General features: G+C 35.6%; 14 protein-coding genes. 3 read left to right on the top strand and 11 right to left on the bottom strand.

Features of this window, described 5'->3' with window-relative positions; all coding sequences use genetic code 11:
• The 6 genes from porL to ACY651_RS12275 all read right to left on the bottom strand — a co-directional run.
• On the bottom strand, positions 1-709 hold a 709-nt coding region (gene porL / locus ACY651_RS12300), incomplete at its 3' end, for a type IX secretion system motor protein PorL/GldL (RefSeq protein ID WP_462253134.1).
• 131 nt (positions 710-840) lie between these two features.
• Positions 841-2,121: a T9SS ring complex lipoprotein PorK/GldK gene (gene porK / locus ACY651_RS12295; protein ID WP_462253132.1), complete on the bottom strand. Its 1,281-nt coding sequence runs from the start codon at positions 2,119-2,121 to the stop codon at positions 841-843.
• 175 nt (positions 2,122-2,296) lie between these two features.
• Positions 2,297-4,354: a thioredoxin domain-containing protein gene (locus ACY651_RS12290; protein ID WP_462253130.1), complete on the bottom strand. Its 2,058-nt coding sequence runs from the start codon at positions 4,352-4,354 to the stop codon at positions 2,297-2,299.
• Between the two features lie 128 nt (positions 4,355-4,482).
• Positions 4,483-5,274: a uroporphyrinogen-III synthase gene (locus ACY651_RS12285; protein ID WP_462253128.1), complete on the bottom strand. Its 792-nt coding sequence runs from the start codon at positions 5,272-5,274 to the stop codon at positions 4,483-4,485.
• A 28-nt stretch (positions 5,275-5,302) separates the two neighbouring features.
• Positions 5,303-6,187, bottom strand: a complete 885-nt coding sequence (locus ACY651_RS12280) for a DUF4271 domain-containing protein (RefSeq protein ID WP_462253126.1) — start codon at positions 6,185-6,187, stop codon at positions 5,303-5,305.
• Between the two features lie 43 nt (positions 6,188-6,230).
• Positions 6,231-7,991 carry a BamA/TamA family outer membrane protein gene (locus ACY651_RS12275; RefSeq protein ID WP_462253124.1) on the bottom strand — a complete coding sequence of 587 codons (1,761 nt, stop codon included), beginning with the start codon at positions 7,989-7,991 and terminating at the stop codon, positions 6,231-6,233.
• Between the two features lie 108 nt (positions 7,992-8,099).
• On the opposite strand from ACY651_RS12275, the gene hemW reads away from it, so the two are divergent.
• The gene (gene hemW / locus ACY651_RS12270; protein WP_462253122.1) at positions 8,100-9,278 is read left to right on the top strand and encodes a radical SAM family heme chaperone HemW; all 1,179 of its coding nucleotides are present in this window, start codon (positions 8,100-8,102) and stop codon (positions 9,276-9,278) included.
• Between the two features lie 152 nt (positions 9,279-9,430).
• Here hemW and ACY651_RS12265 read toward each other — a convergent pair whose 3' ends face one another.
• From ACY651_RS12265 to ACY651_RS12245, 5 genes are all read right to left on the bottom strand, one after another.
• Entirely contained in the window at positions 9,431-10,471 is a 1,041-nt protein-coding gene (locus ACY651_RS12265) for an NAD(P)H-dependent glycerol-3-phosphate dehydrogenase (protein ID WP_462253120.1), read from the bottom strand.
• 125 nt (positions 10,472-10,596) lie between these two features.
• Positions 10,597-11,307 (bottom strand): ribonuclease III, encoded by a 711-nt coding sequence (gene rnc, locus ACY651_RS12260; RefSeq protein ID WP_462253118.1) that lies wholly within the window; start codon positions 11,305-11,307, stop codon positions 10,597-10,599.
• Positions 11,308-11,473: 166 nt separating this feature from the next.
• Positions 11,474-12,907, bottom strand: a complete 1,434-nt coding sequence (gene dnaA / locus ACY651_RS12255) for a chromosomal replication initiator protein DnaA (RefSeq protein ID WP_462253116.1) — start codon at positions 12,905-12,907, stop codon at positions 11,474-11,476.
• Between the two features lie 140 nt (positions 12,908-13,047).
• Complete coding sequence (locus ACY651_RS12250) at positions 13,048-13,983, bottom strand: bifunctional metallophosphatase/5'-nucleotidase (RefSeq protein WP_462253114.1); 936 nt, start codon at positions 13,981-13,983, stop codon at positions 13,048-13,050.
• A complete protein-coding gene (locus ACY651_RS12245) occupies positions 13,973-14,725 on the bottom strand; it encodes a 5'-nucleotidase C-terminal domain-containing protein (RefSeq protein WP_462253112.1) in 753 nt (250 codons plus the stop codon). The genes ACY651_RS12250 and ACY651_RS12245 overlap by 11 nt, the downstream gene beginning before the upstream one ends.
• 115 nt (positions 14,726-14,840) lie before the next feature.
• Here ACY651_RS12245 and ACY651_RS12240 point away from each other — a divergent pair, with 115 nt between their 5' ends.
• The gene (locus ACY651_RS12240) at positions 14,841-15,230 is read left to right on the top strand and encodes a DUF3127 domain-containing protein (RefSeq protein ID WP_462219416.1); all 390 of its coding nucleotides are present in this window, start codon (positions 14,841-14,843) and stop codon (positions 15,228-15,230) included.
• Between the two features lie 100 nt (positions 15,231-15,330).
• Positions 15,331-16,923, top strand: coding sequence for an NAD(P)/FAD-dependent oxidoreductase (locus ACY651_RS12235; RefSeq protein ID WP_462253110.1), 1,593 nt, complete (start codon positions 15,331-15,333; stop codon positions 16,921-16,923).
• Positions 16,924-16,948 lie beyond the last annotated feature (25 nt).

Below are 16,948 nucleotides of genomic sequence, written 5' to 3'. Positions count from 1 at the left end.
CCAGGTTATTAGCTAAAGCACCAATTTGCTCTTTTGCTTTTGTAGCATCATCCACACTGGCCATCATTGTTGCACTGGCTTCGTTAAGCTTACCATAAAAATTGTTTAACGATTTTAAATGGTTGTTGGCTTCTTTCAATTCCAGCTCGTAAATAGTATTTAATGAACCTAAATTTTTAGTAAGGCCCTGTACCTGCTCGTGAAAACCTTTTGCAGCTTCAGAAGCATTGTTAAACGAAGACATTGAAGCAGCACTTGCTGTAAACGCACTACTCATGTTACCTATTGCTACAGTTGCTTCTTTTGTTTTAGCACCAAAATCGCTGGTGTTTTTTACCACATCGCTTACATCAGCAATGTTGGCTACAGAACCCTGTAATTTATTAAAGCTTTCGCCTAATTTTTTTAAGTTAGATGGATTGATCTCTGCATCCTGCATCATTTTATCCATAGATAATAATGGATTAGAACTTGCTACTGCTACTTCCGGAATATCGTCGTCTTCTTCGTGATGCTTTGGTTTAATCCATTCGATTGCGGCATATATTAAGAAGATGCCGGTTTCTGTCCACATACCAACAGTAAGCAGCACATCTGCATAAGACTGGTGCGTTAATTTTGCCCATGCTGCAAAAATGATTACTGCTGCACCTGCACTTACCAATACATCAATTAGAGTGAGGAACGTTCTTTTTTTGTACTTAGCCATGACGTTTTAAATTTTAAAGTTTTAACTGGGGGTTAATTTAAGATTGATTGAATTATACAAAAGTTTATAAGATGCCCGTAATTTTTAGTATCACGGGCAGCCTCAATAAGTTTTTAATTTTGGAAATGTTTTTATTTTTTGCCTTTCTTAGGAGCCGGAGGCAAATCAATCACACAACGGAATCCAATGTAGGATTTAGCTGTATCCTGGTATTCGTAATTACGTGTACCGCATCTTAATAATGCGCCAACATCTTTCCAGCTTCCTCCACGTAATACCTTGCGTTTGTCACGGGGCTTATCTGTTTCTTTAGCGTTGTATCTGATATCGGGGTTTAAGTCGTGTTGAAAGTTATAAGCACCTTCGTAATATAAAGATGATGTCCATTCTGCAACATTACCTGCCATATTATACAAACCAAAATCGTTAGGCCAGTAAGCATCAGCTCTTACTGTATATAACCCGCCATCTTCTGGGTAGTTACCACGGCCTGGTTTAAAGTTAGCTAACAAACAGCCTTTTTTATTTCTAAGATAATATCCACCCCAGGGGTAAGATGCCTGGCTTCTTCCGCCACGTGCTGCATACTCCCACTGAGCTTCTGTTGGTAAACGAAAATCTGATTCAGCATTTCTTTTCTTTCCTTCTAAGAAAGCATTAAGAAAATGCGTTCTCCATTCGCAAAAAGCAGTAGCCTGTTTCCAGCTTACACCAACTACAGGATAATTTCCAAAAGCAGGGTGACTGTAATATTGCTTGCTCATTGGCTCATTATAAGAGTAAGAAAAATCTCTTATCCAGCAAAGTGTATCAGGATAAACTTTAACCGGCTTCTTAATCATGTAAGTAGAACGTGGAATAGTTGCATCCCTGTTCATAGCTGCGGCTTTGTAATCAAAAGTTTCTGACTGATACTCTATTTTAGTAGCGTCAATTTCTTTTTTACCAAATATGCGGTTATCAGGAGTAACGATCATGGCATCAATTTTTTCTAAAGTTGCCTTATCGCCCCATTTAATTGTTTTAATTCTTTTCCAGTCGAGGTAGGTATTACCATCAGTGCCTTGTTTTTCAAAGCCCATTAAATGACCGGCAATTGAATCTCTTACCCAATGGGTAAACTGACGGTATTCGTTGTTGGTAATTTCTGTAGCATCCATCCAAAAGCCGCTGATAGAAACTGATTTGTTCCGGGCTGTGTAGGCATAGCTAACATCTTCGTCGCTTGGGCCCATGTGAAAGGTACCTGGATTGATGTACACCATTCCGGGAGGTTTTGGCAAACTCCATCTTGATGCAGGTGCAACACCATGTAATTGACCATCGTTGGGTAGTGACCCGCCGGATTTGTTTTTTCCACCAAGCATTTTACAGCTTGCAGAAGTTGATGCGATAGCGACTACAGCTATCATGCAGAACAGATTGTTCTTCATTGTTTTTAACTTTGAGGGTGATAAGCAAATGTAACGATTATTTTGAATTATCGTCGTTTTACAACTGTTTCCCGGATTAAATTTTTCAACAAAATATGATCCCAAAAATCATAAACGACGGAAAAAATCAATTATTGTGATTACTGCTTAAATTTTATTCTTCTTTAATCTGTTTTACTAATGCTTCAATATTGAAAACGGGTGTTTTGCAGGTATATTGTTTGCACAAGAAAATAAGTGTTTCATTAGCAGCATTTTTACCATTTAGCATAGGAAAATTACTATTTTCATTTAATGCCGACTGCAAAATTTTACCGGGCAAATACTGTTTTAAAAGTTCGTTTCTTAATCCGTAAAAGTTATTCCCCACAATTACCACCTCATTAATGCCAAACGTATTTTTTAATAATAAGGATGCCCAAACACCAAAAGATGTTGGATAACGTACAATTGCTGTGCCAAGTGATGTTGTAATTTTTTGGGCAATGTTATACCATTGGCTGTTGTTGAATACTATGGAGAGATAAAATAAGTTTTCGGCCATAACGCTGTTGCCCGATGGTGTAGCACCATCATACACTTCCTTTTTACGTAAAATGATATCGTTTTGGTTTTTATTGGTGAAATAAAAGAAATTGGTTTCTTCATCCATAAAATTTTCTATTACAAACCGGGTAATTTCTTTTGCTGTATCAAGATAAGCTGTATCAGAAGTAATTTCCTGCAACTGAATACAGGCCTGTATTGTATAAGCATAATCATCTAAAAAAGCAGGGTATTTTGCAATGCCTTGTTTGTAAGTATGAAAAAGTTGAAAGCTAAATTTATTTTCCCTGAATTTTTCCAGGATAAAACGCATTGTTTTTTCTGCAAGATTTTTATACTCTTCTTCATTTAAAGCTGCGGCGGCTTTGCACAATGCAGTTATCATTAAACTATTCCAGCCCAGCAAAATTTTATCATCGGTTATTGGTCTTACTCTTTTACTTCTTTCTTCTAATAATTTTTCAAGGCAATGGTTTAGGATAATCTCCAGTTTGCTTTCGGTAATATTTTTTTCGGCGGTAAAATTTTCAGCACTTTTTAAAATACGAAGTATATTTTTTCCTTCCCAGTTGCCCTTATCAATTACATCATAAAATTCACAAAATATTTTTGCATCTTCTTTTAATAAAGTTTCAATTTCAGTTTTATCCCACACATAAAATTTGCCCTCCACTCCTTCGCTGTCGGCATCCAATGCCGAATAAAAACCTCCTTCACTATCCATTAATTCTCTTTGTACAAAAGCAATGGTTTTTCTAATGGCCTGTTCGTATTTTTTATCGTTTGTAATTTTAAAAGCATCGCAAATTACATTCAGCAATAAAGCATTATCGTACAGCATTTTTTCAAAATGCGGCGCCAGCCATTCCCTATCGGTACTGTACCGGGCAAAGCCACCGCCAGCATGATCATAAATGCCACCCTCTATCATTTTATCAATAGAAAGCAAAGCCTGTTGTAAAGATTCTTTATGGCCTGTGTAATAATGATATTCTAAAAGATATTGAATGGTAAATGTTTGAGGAAATTTTGGCGCTTTACCAAAGCCGCCCCATTCTGTATCTGCCTGCTTCAAAATATTTTCTGTAATATTTTCGCAATTTTCTTTTGTAAAAATGTTATCGTTTGAAGAGGATAATGTTTGCCCAAAATTGTTTGACTTTTGCAAATGAGCAATCATGTTTTCAGCCTGCGATTCTATTTCATCTTTTCTTTCGTTCCATGCCAGTGTTAATGCAGTTAAAACATCCGTCCAGGAAGTACGGTTAAACGCTTTTACAGGGGGAAAATAAGTCCCACCATAAAAAGGTTTGCAATCTGGCGTTAAAAAAACATTTAAAGGCCAGCCGCCACTACCTGTAATGGCCTGTACGGCATCCATATAAATGTGGTCCAGGTCGGGCCGCTCTTCTCTGTCTATTTTAATATTGATGAAATTTTCGTTCATTTGCTTTGCCACTGTTTCATTTTCAAAACTTTCTTTTTCCATTACGTGGCACCAGTGGCAGGCTGCATACCCAATGCTAACCAGTATTAATTTGTTTTCGATTTTTGCTTTTTGCAGGGCCTCATCGCCCCATGCATACCAATCAACAGGGTTGTGTGCATGCTGTAAAAGATAAGGGCTGTTTTCGTTAATTAAACGGTTGGTAAATTGATGGGGCATTGAAGTTTTTTATAGATTATCACACAATTACACCTGCAAATATCATTCTTAAATTTTTATATGCTAAAGTGAATTAAAAATAAAAGAGGCCATTCGTGTAGCCTCTCATAATTTATATTGTTTGTGCACTATTTCTTTTTGTAAGAGGAAAGATATAATTCCAACGCACTTACCATACTTTGTGCCTGAGGTTGTGGTGCTTTTATATCGGGTATTAAGCCAGCATCTTCTGCAGCTTTTAATGTATTGGCACCAAATGCGCCAATTTTTGTACCATTTTGTTTAAACTTGGGAAAGTTTTCTAAAAGGCTTTTAACGCCGCCGGGAGTAAAAAAACAAATCACATCGTAATTTCTTTCCACCACTTCTTTTACATCATTACTTATTATTCTGTATAAAACTGGGTTAGCGTATTCGCAATTATTTGCTTTTAGCCAATTGGTTACTTCACTGTCAAAGGATTCTGAGCAGGGATACAAAAACTTCTCATTGTCCTTGTGTTTGTTAATTACGTCAAACATGCTTTTGTTTGATCCGTCGGCACCATAAAAAACTTTGCGTTTGCGATACAAAATAAATTTTTGAAGGTAGAGGGCAACAGCTTCGGTAATGCAGAAATACTTGGTATCCTGAGAAATATTGATTTTCATTTCGTGACAGATACGGAAGAAATGATCGATGGCATGCCTGCTGGTAAATATTACAGCGGAGTAGGTTACAATATCAATTTTCTGCTTTCGGAATTCTTTAGCAATAATACCATCCACAACTATAAAAGGGTGGAAATCAAGAGTTATACTGTGCTTTTTAGCCAGATCAAAATACGGAGACTTTTCGCCTTCGGGCTTTGGCTGGGTAATAAGTATCTTTTTAACTCTGTTAGCCGAATGATCTGCTTTTGTGGAACCGTTTTTAACCATACTTTAAAGGGAAAATGGTTTTGCAAAACTACATGTTTTTACTCAAAAAAAGCACTGCCCATTTGTAAACCAGCAAAAGAGGTATTATTTCTACCCCTGTTAGATACAAAAAAAAGTGAAACCTGCTGATCTTTAACTGGCTTTGCAGCAAGCTGTAAGAGCGGAAGAAACGTAAAAAAAGCAAAAGCCCAATGATAAGTAGTGAAACAAATGCACTGGCAATTGCAATTTCAGGTTGGGCAAAAGCCATTAATACTGTAAACGGAATTAAAACAACCCCAATGATTTTGCAGATTAAAAAAATGATAAAAATGTAAGTATCTGTTGATTCCCGGTAGCCGGTAACCCAGCCGGTAAATTTAAGGGTGCTGAACTTAACCAGGTAAACTATGGCTAAAATTAAAATACATGCCCCCAATATCGACCATTGATAATGGCTGCTTATTAACTTATATTGTACCAGAAGAAAAAAAATATAGATGCCTGCGCTTAGAATAAAAAATATATTAAAGAAAAGCGAAGGCAGTTTGGCCTGCAACAATTGATCGGTAAGCTGGCTTTGCCGCAAAGAAGTATTAAAGAAAACCCTGAACAGATTTGTAAAATACCGGGCAAAGAAAACTTTAATTACTCCCATTAATAAAACCAGCCCGGCAAGTAAATAAAATACCACATCGGTTGATTGTGATTTTTTTATTTTTATTACCATCGAAACTGGCGTTCCCTTACTGTTTAAAAAAGAATTCTGATTAAGTATTGCCTCTATTGCAGCATTGTATTGATTAACGGGAGCCTGCACTACCAGATTTTGTACCGTATCTTTTTCTACAGTAATTGTATCAGGCTTTTGTGCACAAACCAATATGGGCATCAAAAAAATAACACTGAAAAAAAATAATCCCTTTTTTATCAAACCAAATATTTTTTGCAAAAGTAAATGGAGTAAAGCAGATTTATCAAAAGTAATTAACATAACCAAGGTGTAATTTCTGAGATTGCCTGATGTTGAACTTTACATCGTCTCTTTTACCAATAGCGTAGCTAACATTTAATAAGCCCAATTTAGTTTCTAAAGCTATACCAATGCCGGTTGAAACAAAATTATTATTAAGGTTGATGTTTTGATATTTATTTTTAACAATAGCCCCATCAGCAAAACCAAAAAAGTAAGAATTTAAACTAACCCTTATACGGTATTCGGCTGTAGCCACAGCAAACTGAGTGGCATAAATACTTTCTTCATCAAAACCACGTAACAGCCTGTAACCGCCAATTTGAAACAGCTCGTTTCTAAATATATTCTGACTGTTGAAGATGCCTGCGTTAACTGCAGTTTTAAAAGTTGACTGTTTGCCCACAGGAAAATAATGTGCTGCTGATAATTTTATTCTTAATTGATAAGAGCGCTCTTTTAGCGAATCGTAAAGTGTTGCGTAATTAAATGAAGGATCTTTAATAGAAATTATATCGTTATTTTTCTTTATTTTTTTTATACCTACCGAAGTGGTTAATTTTATTTCGTTACCGCTGCGTGGGTTTAAGCGGTAATCAGTTTTTATCCATTCGTAATCAATACCAAAATTTACTGCGTTAACATCAATATTTACCGGTAACTGTTTTGTGGCTTTTACTTGGTTGGTATCTACGCCATTTGCCAGTAAAAAACTATTTTGCCATTGCACAAAAAATTTGCCCGCCTGGTTGGCCGACAAAAGATATTGTAACCCCACCTGCCCGTTAACCTGTAAAAAAGTAGAATCTTTTTTAAAAAGATCAAACAAAAAATCGAAACCAAAAGTAGAATTAAAAATATAAGGTTGCTGGTAACCTAAATTTAAACGGGGCGATTTTTTTTGCAATTGCTGCCAGTTAAATAAAATACTTTCCCCGCTATTTAAAACATTTTTTAAATTAAGATTTACATCGGCAGTTAACTGTACTTTACTGGTTTGGCCTGCATTGGGCAAAATGCCAATTAAAAAATTAAACTGGCTGCTTTTTTTGGGTGCCAGGTAAAGGTTAAGCAACGAGCCACTACCGAGCATAGTTATATCATTTGGTGCTGCTTCCTGCAGGTAAGGCAATTCTAAAACTTTATTACGCACCTGTTCTAATTTTTCTTTATTATAAAGGCTGCCATTGGGTATGCTTAAATAATGACTTAGAAAATTTTTAGAAATTTTTACCTTACCAAAAACCCTGATACTGTCAAGATGATACAATGGCCCCTTTTTAACTTTAAGTAAAGCGTTTATTTTATCCTCTTCTAAACGCACACTATCTAAAAAAACCTGGGCAAAGGGGTAACCGTTATTTTCGTAAAAATTTAAAACCCTCAGTTGTATGGTTTGCAATTGCTGTATATTGAGCAATTTATTGGTAAAGTTTTTTTCAAAAAAGCCACTCTGATCAAGTGCTTTTTTTTCGATACTGTCGGGTAATAATTTTATCCATTGGTATTGTTTGCCTAAAAAAAGTTTAATGCTGACAGATGCAGTATCTTCCCAAACACTGTCAACAGAAGCTGTTGGATAACCTTTAGTGCTTAACAATGCAGGCAGATTATTAATGTATGTATTGCATTGAATGGAATTATTGAAAGTTGTTTGCAATTTTAAAGCTTGCGCATTAAAGCTGGTATCTTTGTCAATAAAATAAATATTTAATTGATACTGATTATTTTTTTCTGCTGGTTGCTGGCCGTATGCAAAAGGCATTATAATACAGTTGCAAACTATTGCAAGTAATAAACAGGGGTTCAAAATTTTTTTAAAACTCATCATTAATATTCAAATCTAAAATCTTAAATCTACAATCTAAAATATTTGTCAGGCATCTATATACATATTCCTTTTTGCAAGCAGGCTTGTAATTATTGTAATTTTCATTTTTCTACTTCTTTAAAACAAAAAGATGAGCTGCTTATTGCGTTGGTGAAGGAAATAAAGCCCCTCCTATCCTCCCCCGAGGGGAGGGAAATGGAAAAGATTGAAGTAGGGATAAGAAATGAAGTTGTTAATACACTATACTTTGGTGGAGGCACGCCAAGTATTTTAAGTATTGATGATTTAAAAATAATTTTTGATGCTTTGCATAAACGTTTTGTTTTTGCAGCTGACATTGAAATTACTGTAGAAGCTAACCCCGATGATATCACCAATTTAAAACTGCAGGAATGGAAGAACATTGGGATAAACAGGCTGAGCGTAGGTATACAAAGTTTTATAGAAGATGAATTAACCTGGATGAACCGGGCACATACAGCAGTAGAATCGTTATTATGTATTGATAAAATTATAGCTGCCGGTTTTACTAATTTTTCAGTTGATTTAATTTACGGCTCGCCATTACTGAGTGATGATGACTGGAAAAAAAATGTACAAACTGTTATTGAAAAAAATATTCCGCATATCAGTTGCTATGCATTAACTGTAGAGCCTAAAACAGCTTTAGATAAAATGATTGTTTTAAAAAAGAAAGCGCCTGTTGATGCAGAAAAACAAGCCCGGCAATTTTTATTATTAATGGATTGGATGAGCGAAGCCGGATATGAACATTATGAGATAAGTAATTTTGCTAAACCCGGATTACGCAGTAAGCACAACAGCAGTTATTGGAGTGGCGCAAGCTATTATGGCTTTGGTCCTTCGGCACATTCTTATTTTTCACAGGGTTACTCACCCAAGCGAAGATGGAATATTGCAAATAATGCATTGTACATTCAATCTTTACAAAAAAATATTATTCCTTTTGAAGAAGAGATACTTACTGAAACGCAACAGTTGAATGAATATATTATGACGGCTTTAAGAACGATGGAGGGAATTAATACAAAGTATGTAAGTACAAAGTTTGGTGAAGTTGCAAGCAGCAAAATAAAAGCTTCAAGCAGCAAATATGAAGCGACAGGAAAATTAAAAATTGAAAACGGAAAAATTATATTAACCAGAGAAGGAAAATTATTTGCTGATGGAATTGCTGCTGATCTATTTTTTACCCTTTAATTTAAAAAAAATTAAGAATGAGAACGCCTCTTATAATATTTTATCAGCTCTGCAATAGAAAGATAAATAATCATTGCGATTATTGCAGTACTGCTGATATTTGAAAAGGAGAATGGCATCGTTTTATTTTCTACCTTAAAAGTAAAATAAATTTACACCAGCGTTGTTTCTATTTCGTTAAATCCTTTGCCTGCAGGCAAATTTTCCCATAAAATTTTATAAATGGTTTCGGCAATGGGCATATCGGCTTTAACTTTTTGATTGATGATGTGCATACATTTACTGGCATTATATCCCTCGGCCACCATACTCATTTCTAACTGGGCAGTTTTTACCGAATGTCCTTTACCAATCATATTTCCAAATGAACGGTTGCGGCTGTGCAGCGAATAACAGGTTACTAATAAATCGCCAAGATAAACCGAAGCAGCATAGTTTGTAGTTGGTGGTTGGTGGTTGGTGGTTGGGTGGTGATCGATAGAACCTACTTGAATATTTTTTACTCCAAGTTCACGAAGAAAACCTGCCATTTCATCGGCGCTGTTAGCAATTAAAACACTTAAAAAATTGTCGCCATAATCTAAGCCATGTGCCATACCTGACCCGACCGCATAAATATTTTTTAATATAGCAGCATACTGCACCCCATAAATATCATTATTACAAATTGTGTTGAGATAATCAGTTTTAAAATAAGTTGCTAATTCTGCTGTCATCACTTCATCAACCCCAGAAAAAGTTAAATACGATAATTTTTCTGCTGCCACCTCTTCGGCATGACATGGGCCTAATACGGCAAAATAATTTTTCAGTTCAACATTAAACTCTTTTTGCAAATAATCGTTCAGCAATAAATTTTGCCCGGGTAAAATACCTTTTATGGCAGAGATGATTTTTTTTCCTTCAAATATTTTTTTATCAAGTCCCTTTAAAACATCAGTGGCGTATGCAGAGGGAACCGCAATAATAATACAATCTGAATTAGAGATAACTTCTGCGGCATTGATGGTTAAATGTAATTGTGAAACATTAAAATGTGCCGATGGCAAATAATGTGGATTGTGATGGCGTGTTTGTATATGTTTGATTGCTGCTTCGCTGCGGTTAAACCAGTAAATAGTGTTACCGTTATCGGTTAAAATTTTTGCAAGGGCTGTTCCCCAGCTGCCGCTTCCTAATATTCCAAATTTCATGGTTGATAGTTGAAAGTTGATGGTTGAAAGTTTTTAAATGCAAGGCAGTAAGCACTAAAGATTTACTTTAAAAAATTAATGGTAGAAATTCAATTCGCAAATATTCAACCATCAACATTTAATTTTTAAAGTCCCAATTTATCTACCGCCAACTGCGCCGCAATCTGGCTGGCATCTTTTTTATTATAGCCTTTTGCTTCGGCAATTAATTCCCCATCAACAGTTGCGCCAATGGTAAATAAGCGGCGGCCATTTTCAAATTTTTCATTCAGTGTTTCAAACTCTAATAACTTACCATTCTTGTTGGCCCAGCCGTACAATTTATTTTTTATGTTTATTTCTATTATCTCCAGGTCATCAATAAAAAGATGCGGCATAATAATATATTTCTCCACCCACTTTTGTGTACCGGCATAACCTTTATCTAAATACACAGCGCCAATTAAAGCCTCTAATGTATTACCAAATATTTGAGAAATTTTAAGGGAGTTATCGTACTTGTTGTAAAAGGTAATTTTTTTAAGGCCCATCTTTAATGCTATATCGTTCAGCATTTGACGGTTTACCATTTTGCTCCGCATCTCCGTTAAAAAGCCTTCGCCTTTGTAGGGATATTTTCTAAATAAATAATGCGCCACAATGGAGCTTAAAACAGCATCGCCTAAAAACTCCAGCCGTTCGTTATTTTCATCAGCCCCTTCTCTTACACTTCTGTGGCTTAGTGCAGTTTTATACAGGGCAACATCGCCGGGTGTAAAACCCAGTATATTACTCAGTTGTTTTTTAAACTCCCGTGTTTTATTCTGACTGTTAAAAAAATCTTTAATGAATTGCAAGTGCTTGAAAATGTTTGGATGAAATTACTCCTATTTATTATGAAAATAAAATTAAGATTTTTCGTGCAGCCCCAATGACTGTAACTTAATACAAAGAAGAATATTTTTAATTTTTTAGATTAAAATATTTTATAAGCAGTATAATAATTTTGAGATAACAGCAATATTACATTGCCGCCAGCTGAACCTTTTGCTGCAGTTCCAGTACGCTTTCTTTAAAAAGGCTGTCAGTATCCATTAAATCTTTTACAGTTTGGCAACTGTGTATTACCGTGGTATGATCTCTGCCGCCAAAATGCTCTCCAATTGTTTTAAGTGAGTTTTTGGTAAAAGCTTTAGATAAAAACATAGTAATCTGCCTTGCCTGTACAATTTCTCTTTTACGGGTTTTTTGCAGCAATTTATCGTAAGGCACGTCAAAGTATTCGCATACCATTTTTTGGATGGCGTCGATAGTGATTTCCTTACTGGAGGATTTTACAAAATTTCTAAGTACTTTCTTTGCCAATTCAAGATCAATTTCTCTCTTGTTAAGCGAAGATTGTGCCAATAATGATATTAAAGCGCCTTCTAATTCCCTTACGTTGCTATTAATATTATAAGCAATATATTTTACCACCTCACGGGGCATTTCTAACCCATCATTCTTCATCTTTTTTTCTAATATCTCAATTTTGGTATCGTAATCCGGCACCTGCAAATCGGCACTTAAGCCCCAGCGGAAGCGGCTTAATAATCTTTCCTGCACACCTTCCAAATCTTTTGGTGGCTTATCGCTGGTTAGTATTAATTGTTTACCGCTTTGGTGTAAATGATTAAAAATGGCGAAGAATGCTTCCTGCGATTTTTCGGCACGGTTAAAAAATTGTACATCATCAATAATTAAAACATCTATCAATTGATAAAAATGTATAAAATCGTTGATGGCCTGGTTGCGGCTGTGATCTATAAACTGGTTGATAAATTTTTCGGAGCTTACATATAATACCACTTTATTAGTATGTAATCTTTTTACTTCGTTGCCAATGGCCTGTGCCAAATGCGTTTTACCCAAACCAACACCGCCATAAATTACTAAAGGGTTAAAAGAAGTGGTACCAGGTTTTTCTGCAACAGTTTTACCTGCACGGCGGGCAACACGGTTGCAATCGCCTTCTATAAATGCATCGAACACATATGCAGGATTTAACTGCGGATCTATCTGCATTTTTTTAAGACCCGGAATTACAAACGGATTCTTAACAGGATTATTTATTACAAGTGGAAAATCCATTTCGTTGTTTGAATATGATTTATAACCATGCCCCGGCACATCCATCGTTAGCGGTTTGTTTTTACTGTTACCGCTATCCACCATTATTCTGTATTCTAATCTTGCCTCTTTACCCAATTCTCTTTTTAATGTTTTTGCTAAAAGCGAAACATAATGTTCTTCAAGGTACTCATAAAAAAATTGACTTGGTACTTGTATGGTTAATATTTTTTCTTTTAATGCTACCGGTTTAATAGGTTCAAACCAAGTTTTAAAATGTTGCCATTCTACAATGTCTTTGATTATCTCTAAACAATTAGTCCATACTTTTTCAAAAGCCTTATCCATTAGTTCTTAAACAATTTATTTATGTTGAGTAAAAGAGTAGTCTCGGGGGATTTTCCTTTAAAAATTGCTTTCAATGAATACTGAAAATTAATTTTTAGCAGGACAGCGAATATCGAATAAATTATTGAAAAAAAAATTTTTTATTCAATTGTTTTTTTCCCTACCACCACAGTATGGGATTTTGACAATTTTTTTGGGTTAAATCCTGCAAAATCAAAATCTAATCTGCCCAGTTGAATACCAGCCCAACCCACCTGGTTTATCAATACACCACTTCCTGATTTATTAGTATATAATTCCGGTGCATCCATAAAAGTATGTGTATGCCCGCCAATTATTAAATCTATATTTTCAGTTTCTTTTGCCAATACCATATCGCTTATTTTGTTATCGCTGTATTTATACCCTAAATGGCTAAGACATATCACCATATCGCAGCCTTCTTCTTTTTTTAATGTAGCTGCAGTTTCATTTGCTTTTTGTATTGGATCAAGATATTTTGTATTACCAAATAAACTATCCGGTACTAACCCGGTTAGCTGTATGCCCACTCCGGTAACACCAATTTTTAATTTTCCCTTTTTAAAAATTTTATACGGCTGGTATTTAAATTCCATTAGTGTATTGGAAAAATCGTAATTACACATCAATACCGGAAAATTTACATGCTTTAATTGTGCAGCAAAATTTTCAAGCCCTGCATCAAAATCATGATTTCCCATTGTTACTGCATCATAATTCATTGCAGCCATTGCTTTCATTTCGGGTTCGCCTTTATATATATTAAAATAAGGCGTGCCTTGAAAAATATCGCCAGCATCTAATAATAACACCTGGTTATTTTCACTTCTGATTTTCTTTATTAATTCTGCTCTTGCAGCCACTCCGCCAAGTCCCTGGTTTCTGCCACCGTCCATAGGAAAAGGCTCCAGCCTGCTGTGTACATCATTAGTATGAAGGATGATTAATTTTTTTGCTGCATTTTCCTTTTGCATTTCTGCAAACAGGCTGTTTGATGTTAGTATTGCCGCAGCAGCAAGCGAAGATTGTGTAATAAATTTTCTTCTACTCTGCATTTGTTACCCGGTTTTCTATTTGAGAAGACATTTTTTTCCCTTCTTTATTTAATTCAATAAAATATTCAATAAGCGCCTCCCTTAAAACATATCCTGTACTTTTTTGAGGTATTGGCCTGAGCATAATACAATCATCGCCACCGTTAGCTACATAATCAACCATTGCAATTGTATAAATTGCCGTATCGGCAATGGGTTGTCCGTTTATTAAAATATTTATTGCAGCTTTATTTTTTATTTGCCAGCTAATGCCTGCCACAGGCCAGCCACCTTTTGCAGAAATATGATTTAAGAATTCCTGCAACACTTTACCGCTCAGTTTTTGTATTACAATATCATTATCAAAAGGTGCCAGCTCAAAAATTTTACCTCTTGTAATATTGCCAGCAGCTACCGAAGTAAGCCTGATACCACCAAAATTAATAAAGGCTCCGTCAACAGGCATTTTATAACCCTGCTTTGCTTTAGCCAGCATAGCATCTGCCATAACATTTCCCAATGTTCCTTCGGGTTGTTTTTTTTCCAGTTCTGTCGCTACAACTGCAATAACTGTATTCATGCTTTTATTTACACTATCGGCATAGGGTTGCAATAATTTATTTAAACCACTGTCTTGCTTACTTTGCTGCGTAAGGCGGTAATCAATATACTGTACTGCCTGCGGCTGATATACCGTTTTACAGGATACTAAAAAAAATGCGGTAAAAAAAATTGGTAAAAAAAAGTGGCTGGGTCTCCTCATAAAACTCCTGTTAGAATAAAGAGGAAGGTAGTAATTATTTATTAATAGCAACAAAAAAGATGGGATAAAAATTTATCAATAAATAGAATTACTTTTGGCATATTAAATTATTATTATGAGTTATGAATTAACCGGCAAATTAATTGCCAAATACGACATCGTTCAACGAACAGAAACTTTTAAAACAAGAGAATTTGCTGTTGAAAAAACTGATGAAATAAATGGCCGCACTGTTACCAACTATGTAAAATTTCAATGCATACAGGATAAAACCGCTATTGTGGACAGGGTGAATATTGGCGATGATGTGAAAGTGTATTTTAACATTAAAGGCAGCAAATGGGAAAAAGATGGCAAAGTAAATTACATTACTAATTTAGATGCCTGGAGAATTGAACAAATTTTACAACCCGGTGCAACTGCAAAAACCGATAATGAATACTTAGAACCATTGGATACTTTTTCGTCGGCACCGCCGGATGCTGTGGATGATTTGCCGTTTTAGGCCAATCCCCCTCCGCCCCTGAAGGGGGAACAATGGAGGAGAATATTAAGAAGATAAAAGCGAATAAAAATTTCCGGAATAAGTATCCGGCATTAAATACATGCAACAAAAAATTTCTTTCAAACTGCTTCCTTCCGAGGCAATGGATGAGTCCATCATCAAAAAATATATTGCCAGTACTGCCGGCAAAAAAGAAAGTTCCATTACCGGTTTTCATCTGTTAAAAAAATCGCTTGATGCCAGGGCAAAAACTATTTGGGTAAATTTAACAGTAAATGCTTTTATTGATGAGCCTTTTAAAAAAAGAGACATTACTCCATTCGATTTTAAAGATGTAAGTAAGGCCCAAAAAAAAGTAATTATTATTGGCGCCGGCCCGGCAGGTTTATTTGCTGCATTGCAATTGATAGAAAAAAATATTAAGCCTATTATTTTAGAAAGAGGAAAAGATGTAAGGGCAAGGCGAAGGGATTTAGCTGTACTGAATAAAGAAGGCATTATTAATCCCGAAAGTAATTATTGCTTTGGCGAAGGTGGTGCAGGTACTTACAGCGATGGCAAACTTTATACAAGAAGCAACAAGCGGGGCGATATTGACCGCATACTTAATTTATTTGTACGCTTTGGCGCCGAAGAAAAAATTTTATACGAAGCACATCCGCATATTGGCACCAATAAATTACCGCATATTATTACTGCCATGCGTAACCAAATAATGGAGTGTGGCGGCGAATTTTTATTTGAAAAGAAAGTATCTGATTTTATTATTGAGAAGGAAAAAATCATTTCAGTAAAAACTGCTGACGGAAATATTTTTGATGGCGATAGTTTTATTTTGGCCACCGGCCACAGTGCCAGGGATATTTTTGAGTTGCTGCACCAAAAAAATATTTTAATAGAAGCAAAACCTTTTGCTTTGGGTGTAAGAATTGAACATCCGCAACTGCTTATTAATACCTGCCAGTATAAAACTAATGCTGCAAATGAAATTTTACCCCCAGCTTCTTACTCTTTAGTGCAACAGATAAATGAAAGAGGTGTTTTTAGTTTTTGTATGTGCCCCGGAGGTATTATTGCTCCGGCTTCTACCGCAGCAGGAGAAATTGTGGTGAATGGCTGGAGCCCTTCTAAAAGAAATAATCCTTATGCTAACAGTGGCATGGTGGTACAGGTAGAGCTGCAGGATGCGTTGAGAGAAATGAAATATTCAATGAGCAATGTTCAATATTCAATGTTCAATGAAAAACATCCATTAATAATGATGGAGTTTCAAAAAATGGTGGAGCAAAAATGTTTTGAAAGTGGCGGTGGAAAATTTGTGGCACCTGCACAGCGCATGGCCGATTTCAGTAATGGCAACACATCTTCGTCGTTACCCAATTGTTCTTATCAACCGGGTTTGCAATCTTTATCATTAAAAGAAGTGGTGCCCGATTTTGTTTATCAATCACTGGCAAAAGGTTTTATAGAGTTTGGAAAAAAAATGCCCGGTTATTTTACCAATGATGCTGTGGTGGTAGCAACCGAAAGCCGTACATCATCCCCAGTTAGAATTCCACGTAATGCTGATACACTTACTCATCCACAAATAAAAAACTTATACCCCTGTGGCGAAGGTGCAGGGTATGCCGGCGGTATTGTAAGTGCGGCTATGGATGGCGAAAGAGTAGCCAATGCAATTGATAATTTATAATTTTAGAATTAATAATAAATTTACC

The sequence above is a fragment of the Ferruginibacter sp. genome, from assembly GCF_031391665.1.
Lineage (GTDB): Bacteria > Bacteroidota > Bacteroidia > Chitinophagales > Chitinophagaceae > Ferruginibacter.
The sequence above is the reverse complement of the archived record's forward strand: the minus strand, read 5'-3'. Positions and strand labels throughout refer to the sequence as shown.

Coding starts and splice junctions, on each gene's coding strand:
- porK (WP_462253132.1), bottom strand. CDS start 2,121: ATGATAGCTGTAGTCGCTATCGCATCAACTTCTGCAAGCTGTAAAATG.
- ACY651_RS12290 (WP_462253130.1), bottom strand. CDS start 4,354: ATGCCCCATCAATTTACCAACCGTTTAATTAACGAAAACAGCCCTTAT.
- ACY651_RS12285 (WP_462253128.1), bottom strand. CDS start 5,274: ATGGTTAAAAACGGTTCCACAAAAGCAGATCATTCGGCTAACAGAGTT.
- ACY651_RS12275 (WP_462253124.1), bottom strand. CDS start 7,991: ATGCCTTTTGCATACGGCCAGCAACCAGCAGAAAAAAATAATCAGTAT.
- ACY651_RS12265 (WP_462253120.1), bottom strand. CDS start 10,471: ATGAAATTTGGAATATTAGGAAGCGGCAGCTGGGGAACAGCCCTTGCA.
- dnaA (WP_462253116.1), bottom strand. CDS start 12,907: ATGGATAAGGCTTTTGAAAAAGTATGGACTAATTGTTTAGAGATAATC.
- ACY651_RS12250 (WP_462253114.1), bottom strand. CDS start 13,983: ATGCAGAGTAGAAGAAAATTTATTACACAATCTTCGCTTGCTGCTGCG.
- ACY651_RS12245 (WP_462253112.1), bottom strand. CDS start 14,725: ATGAGGAGACCCAGCCACTTTTTTTTACCAATTTTTTTTACCGCATTT.
- ACY651_RS12240 (WP_462219416.1), top strand. CDS start 14,841: ATGAGTTATGAATTAACCGGCAAATTAATTGCCAAATACGACATCGTT.
- ACY651_RS12235 (WP_462253110.1), top strand. CDS start 15,331: ATGCAACAAAAAATTTCTTTCAAACTGCTTCCTTCCGAGGCAATGGAT.